Raw genomic sequence first — 3,772 nt, 5'->3', positions numbered from 1 at the left:
GGCGTGAGTCGCGACGCGGGTCGGCGCCGACGCAGCGCCAAGACGACGAAGGCGGCCAAGGCCCCGAAGGCGGTCGCCGGCCAGGAACGCTCGGCGCGGGCGCGGCGCACCCGGCAGGCGGCGCCCCCGAGCGGACTGCGCAGTGCGTCGTTCGTGTTCCGCCACCGTGCCGGCAACGCGGCGATCTTCCTGCTGCTGGTCGTGGCCGCCGCCCAGTTGTTCACGCTCCAGGTGCCCAGGGCCGAAGGTCTGCGCACGGAGGCGGCCAGCCAGCTGAAGGTGACCGACATCGACGCGGCGCTGCGCGGCGCGATCGTCGACCGCAACCACGACAAGCTGGCGTTCACCATCGAAGCCCGCGCCTTGACGTTCCAGCCGGTCAAGGTGCGCAAGCAGTTGGAGGAGGCCTTCCAGAAGGGCGGAACCGGGACATCCGACGTTCCGGACCCCGACGAACGGCTTCGTGAGATCGCGGCCGAGGTGTCCTCCCGGCTCGGCAACAAGCCGGACAGCGCCACGGTGCTGAAGAAGCTGCGCAGCAACGAGACCTTCGTGTATCTCGCGCGTGCCGTCGATCCGGCGATCTCGGATGCCATCACCACCGACTTCCCCGAGGTCGGATCGGAGCGCCAGGACCTGCGCCAGTACCCGGGCGGAGTGCTCGCCGCCAATGTGGTCGGCGGCATCGACTGGGACGGTCACGGCCTGCTCGGGCTGGAGGATTCGTTGGATTCGGTGCTGGCAGGCACGGACGGCGCGGTCACCTACGACCGCGGTTCGGACGGAGTCGTCATCCCGGGCAGCTACCGCAATCGCCACGACGCGGTGGACGGGTCCACGGTCATGCTGACGATCGACGACGACATCCAGTTCTACGTGCAGCAACAGGTGCAGCAGGCCAAGGACCTGTCCGGTGCGAAGAACGCCTCTGCGGTCGTGCTCGACGCCAAGACCGGTGAGGTGCTGGCGATGTCGAACGACAACACCTTCGACCCGTCCCAGGACCTCAGTCGGCAGAAGGACCGCGAACTGGGCAACCTCCCGGTTACCTCGCCGTTCGAACCGGGTTCGGTCAACAAGATCGTCACCGCCGCGTCGGTCATCGAGTACGGGCTGTCCAACCCGGACGAGGTACTCCAGGTGCCGGGCTCGATCGACATGGGCGGTGTCACCGTCGGCGACGCGTGGAAGCACGGCGTGATGCCGTACACCACCACAGGTGTCTTCGGGAAGTCGAGCAACGTCGGCACGCTGATGCTCGCGCAGCGCCTCGGGCCCGAGCGGTACGCCGAGATGCTGCGGAAGTTCGGGCTGGGCCAGCGCACCGGCGTCAGCCTTCCCGGCGAGAGCGCCGGGCTGGTCCCGCCGATCGACCAGTGGTCGGGCAGCACCTTCTCCAATCTGCCCATCGGACAGGGTCTTTCGATGACGCTGTTGCAGATGACGGGCATGTACCAGGCCATCGCCAACGACGGTGTCCGGGTGCCGCCGCGCATCATCAAGTCGACGATCGCCGCGGACGGCACCCGTACCGACGAACCGCGGCCCGACGGCGTGCGGGTGGTGTCGGCGGAGACCGCCCGCACCGTGCGCAACATGTTCCGCTCGGTCGTGCAGCGCGACCCGATGGGTGTGCAGCAGGGCACCGGGCCGCAGGCGGCGGTCGAGGGGTATCAGATCGCCGGGAAGACCGGCACCGCGCAGCAGATCAACCCGGCCTGCGGTTGCTACTTCAGCGACGTTTACTGGATCACCTTCGCGGGGATGGCTCCGGCCGACGATCCGCGCTATGTGGTCGGGGTGATGATGGACGCGCCGCACCGCGCCGCGGACGGCTCACCGGGGTCGTCGGCCGCGCCGCTGTTCCACAACATCGCATCCTGGCTGCTGCAGCGGGAGAACGTGCCGCTGTCGGCGGATCCGGGTGCGCCGCTGACACTTCAGGCCGGCTGAGCGAATCCGCGTCGGCCGCCGCGATCGACGAGGTCGGTCAGCGTGGCCGGTACTGTGTCAACGCCATGAATCTGCGCCCCTCGCATCCACCCGGTCTGTCTCTCGGATCAGTTGCTGAACTGGTCCCAGGGATGTCCGTGGTGCCCGTCGCGGGTGCCACGCCGACGGACGTCAGGATCACTGGGGTGACCCTGAGAGGTCAGAATGCCGAGGCCGGTGACCTGTTCGCGGCGCTGCCCGGCGCGACCGCGCACGGTGGTCGCTACGCCGCCGACGCGGTGGCCCGTGGGGCCGTCGCGGTCCTGACCGACCGGGAGGGTGTCGCCGAGATCGAATCCGCGGTCGGCGGCGGCACGCTCGGGGTGCCGCTCCTGGTGCATCCCTCACCCCGGTCCGTGCTGGGTCAGGTGGCCTCGGCGGTGTACGGCAACCCGTCGCAGCGGCTGCGCGTGATCGGGGTCACCGGCACGTCCGGCAAGACCACGACGACCTATCTGGTCGAGGCCGGCCTGCGGTCGGCGGGGCGGGTCGCCGGACTGATCGGCACGGTCGGCGTCCGCATCGACGGACGCGATCAGCCCAGCGGCCTGACCACGCCGGAGGCGCCGGACCTGCAGGCGCTGTTGGCGGCGATGGTCGAGCAGGGGGTGGACACCGTGGTGATGGAGGTGTCCAGCCACGCGCTGACCCTGGGCCGCGTCGACGGCGTGTCGTTCGCGATCGGCGGATTCACCAATCTGTCCCGCGACCATCTGGACTTCCACGAGTCGATGGAGGACTACTTCGCGGCCAAGGCCCGGTTGTTCGACCCCGAGTCGCGGACGCACGCCGCGCAGTCGGTGGTGTGTGTCGACGACGAGTGGGGCAGGAAGATGGCGGCGCGGGCGCACCGGCCGGTGACGGTCGGCGTGACGGCGGCCGCCGACTGGACCGTCGACGAGGTCACCACGGCCGGGGCCGGTGTTCAGGAGTTCTTCGCCGTGGATCCCGCGGGCGTCCATCACGGGCTGCAGATCGGGCTGCCCGGGGGCTACAACGTGGCCAACGGCCTGCTCGCGGTGGCCCTGCTGGATGCCGCGGGCGTGTCCCCGGAGCAGGCCGCGCCGGGGCTGCGGGACGCCACCGTGCCCGGTCGCCTGGAGGCGGTGGACCGCGGGCAACCGTTCCTGGCGCTGGTGGATTATGCGCACAAACCCGGGGCGTTGCAGGCGGTCCTGCAGACCCTGCGCCAGCAGGGCGCCGGCAGGCTCGCCGTGGTGTTCGGCGCCGGCGGCAACCGCGACCGGGGAAAGCGCGAGCCGATGGGTCAGGTGGCGGCCGCCCTGGCCGATCTCGTCGTGGTCACCGACGACAATCCGCGTGACGAGGATCCGGCGACCATCCGCGCCGCGATCGTGGCGGGTGCGGCCACCGGCGGCGCCGAGGTCGTCGAGATCGGCGACCGGCGTGCCGCGATCGAGCGCGCGGTGGCATGGGCCCGCGCGGGTGACATCGTGCTGATCGCGGGCAAGGGTCATGAGGCGGGACAGACGAGCCGGGGTCAGACCCGTCCGTTCGACGACCGCGACGAACTGGCCGCGGCCCTCGAAGCCCTGACGTCGCGAGGGGCGCGCACGTGATCGACATGTCGCTGACCCAGATCGCCGAGATCGTCGGGGGCCGCCTCGCCGACATCGCCCCCGACGAGGCCGCCGCGACCCGCGTCACCGGGACCGTGGAGTTCGACTCCCGCGCGGTGACGCCCGGCGGGTTGTTCCTCGCGCTGCCGGGTGCGCGCTCCGACGGGCACGACTTCGCGGCGGCCGCCGTCGCGGCGGGC

General features: G+C 70.9%; 3 protein-coding genes. All 3 read left to right on the top strand.

Annotated features, from left to right (window positions below; genetic code table 11):
* The first annotated feature begins 3 nt into the window (after positions 1-3).
* On the top strand, positions 4-1,953 hold the full coding sequence (locus H7I57_RS26585) for a peptidoglycan D,D-transpeptidase FtsI family protein (protein ID WP_264027277.1): 1,950 nt from the start codon (positions 4-6) through the stop codon (positions 1,951-1,953).
* A gap of 65 nt (positions 1,954-2,018) precedes the next feature.
* Complete coding sequence (locus H7I57_RS26580) at positions 2,019-3,572, top strand: UDP-N-acetylmuramoyl-L-alanyl-D-glutamate--2,6-diaminopimelate ligase (protein WP_264027275.1); 1,554 nt, start codon at positions 2,019-2,021, stop codon at positions 3,570-3,572.
* A 5-nt stretch (positions 3,573-3,577) separates the two neighbouring features.
* The coding region (locus H7I57_RS26575; RefSeq protein ID WP_275081757.1) for a Mur ligase domain-containing protein at positions 3,578-3,772 on the top strand (195 nt) is incomplete at its 3' end.

It is taken from the genome of Mycolicibacterium pyrenivorans (genome assembly GCF_025821625.1).
Classification (GTDB): Bacteria; Actinomycetota; Actinomycetes; order Mycobacteriales; family Mycobacteriaceae; genus Mycobacterium; species Mycobacterium pyrenivorans.
The sequence above is the reverse complement of the archived record's forward strand: the minus strand, read 5'-3'. Positions and strand labels throughout refer to the sequence as shown.